At 66.5% G+C, this 2,314-nt stretch carries 2 protein-coding genes; both read right to left on the reverse strand.

Translation table 11 applies throughout. The features are described 5' to 3' along the window. Window positions 1-468: 468 nt before the first annotated feature. Entirely contained in the window at window positions 469-1,143 is a 675-nt protein-coding gene (locus tag B0T39_RS24575) for a hypothetical protein (protein WP_081551359.1), read from the reverse strand. Between the two features lie 133 nt (window positions 1,144-1,276). Further along, the coding region (locus B0T39_RS24580) for a thiamine pyrophosphate-dependent enzyme (RefSeq protein WP_254894640.1) at window positions 1,277-2,314 on the reverse strand (1,038 nt) is incomplete at its 5' end.

The following is a 2,314-nucleotide window of genomic DNA, read 5'->3' on the forward strand; positions in this document are numbered from 1 at the left end:
TTCGGCCTGCTTGAGAAAGCCAATGATCTGTTCTTCGGTGAATCTGCTCTTCTTCATGTCCGTCATTCTCCTTCAGTGACGGACTTCTCTCTACTTTTGATTGGTAAGGCCTAAGGGGAGCAGATCAGATAACCTGTAGGGACGATTCGATGTACTCGGTCCCACACTAACAATGAGCGTTTCAGAGCATCTAGGTCGTTGAATTCAATGCTTGGATAGTACAGTGCTTGAGACATAAAGATTCCGAGAAAAATTATAAAAAATAGTAGAGGGCAATTTGGACTTATACGCTCGCTAGGGCTCCGTTCCACTAGGGAAATACTGAAGTGTTGAGAAAAGGCATATCAATTCTTTCAACTAAGGTCAGCAGCCTGGGGAAAACACTATTTTTTCCAATCATGAGCATTTCGAAGTCGGGACTCATCGCATAATCTCTCTACCGGCGCGCAGCAGACTTTGCACAGGTTCTCATCCCGCTTGCCTCGCTTTATCCGCCTGATAAGCCGCGTCGCGGTCGCTGAACAGGCCCAGGCGCACCAGGCGGGCGAGGATGGCGCCGCGGCTGCGGCCCAGTTGTTTGGCGATGGCCTGGCTGTCCGGCTGGGCCGGGCTGTGCCACAGGGTTTTCAGCTGCTGGTCGTCGGCCACGGTCCAGACCGCGCCTTGCTTGCCGGCTGTGGGCGGCGCGGCGGGTTTGGTGGGCGGCTTTTCCGCGGCGGCGGGTACGTCCCAGAGCGGCGGCAGGTCTAGCGTTTGCATGCGGGCGTTGTCGGCCTGCATCGCCGCTTGCTGGTGCTCGTACAGCCCCAGGTGGACCAAGCGGGAGACGATGGCCAGCGGGCTGCGGCCCAGTTTTTCCGATAGTTGGCGTACCGGCGCGGGGGAGGCTTCCCACAGCAGGGCTAAGCGGTTGTCTTCGGCGATGGTCCAGCGCTGGCCCTGGCGCGCGCCGCCGGGGGCCGGCTGCGGCTCGGGCGCGGTGGGCGGGTCCGCGGCGTGTTGTTTGGCGACGCGCTTGAGCTGCTCGTAATACTGCGCGCGCGCCTTGTCCAGCGCCGGGTCCTTGGGGGTGCCCAACGGGTCGCGCCGGCCGGCCGGGTCTAGGCCCAGGACCAGTTGTTCGACGATTTCGAGTTCTCTCATAGGGATGCCCGGAGCCGGTCTCGCATTGCTTGCGGGGCGGGTGCCGCCGTGGATAAGCCATGTTATCGCCGCGGCCGGGGTCTATGCAAATTGAGTTTGCGGCGCGCGGCCCGGGGCCGGGCCGGCGCGCGCTTTAAGCTTCGATTTCTATCAGGGTGGGATTGGCGGCGGCGGCGGCCTGTTCCAGTGCCTGGCGCAGCAGCGGTTCCGGGGTGCCCAGCGCCAGGGTTTCGGCGCGCCAGCCGTAGGCGCGGGCCAGCGCCGGGAAGTCCGGGGTGTAGAGGTCCACGCCCAGCGGTTCCATATCGGCGGCGCGCATCGCGCTTTTGATTTCGCCGTAGCCGCGGTTGTTGAGCAGCAGCACGATCAGGCGGGCGCGGGTTTCCATCGCAGTGCCCATTTCCGCCAGGGTGAACTGGAAGCCGCCGTCGCCGGCCAGGCACAGCACCGGCCGGTCCGGTTCGGCCAGCGCGGCGCCGATTGCGGCGGGCAGGCCGTAGCCCAGCGCGCCGAAGCCCACGGAGGCGTTGAACCAGCTGTTGCCGCGCGGCGCGCAAAAGCCCAGGTTGCCGGCGTAGACCAGGCGGGTGGAGTCTCCCACCCAGCGCGCTTGCGGCAGGATGTCGCGCACGCGGTGCAGCCAGGCCAGGTCGGCGGCGTGTTCCGGCTCCATTTCGGCGGCGGCCAGGCGGCGGGCGGCGTCGGCGCGCTCTTCGCCCTGGCGGGCGGCGTCGGTCAGTTGCAGCGTCAGCAGTTGCAGGGTTTCTTTGGCGTCGCCCAATAGCGGCAGGTCGGCGCCGCGGCCGCGGCAGAGTTGTTCCGGGTCGATGTCGACGCGGATCAGCGCGCCGGGAAGGCGGAAGCCGCCGTCCACGTACATGTCGAAATCGGTGGGCCCCAGTTCGCAGCCCACGGCCAGCACCACGTCGCTGGCGGCGATCAGGCGACGCGCGGCCGGCAGCGAGGGGCTGCAGGACAGCGCCAGCGGGTGGCCGTCCGGCAGCGCGCCGCGCGCGTTGATGGTCATCAGCGCCGGCGCGTCCAGCATTTCCGCCAGCCGGGTCAGTTGCGGCGCGGCCTGGCGCGCGCCGCCGCCTATCAGCAGCAGCGGCCGTTCCGCGCTGGACAGCAGGCGGGCGGCGCGGTCGATGGCGGCGGGGGCGGCCGGCCC

It is taken from the genome of Chromobacterium haemolyticum, from assembly GCF_002081825.1.
In the GTDB taxonomy this organism is placed as follows: Bacteria; Pseudomonadota; Gammaproteobacteria; order Burkholderiales; family Chromobacteriaceae; genus Chromobacterium; species Chromobacterium fluminis.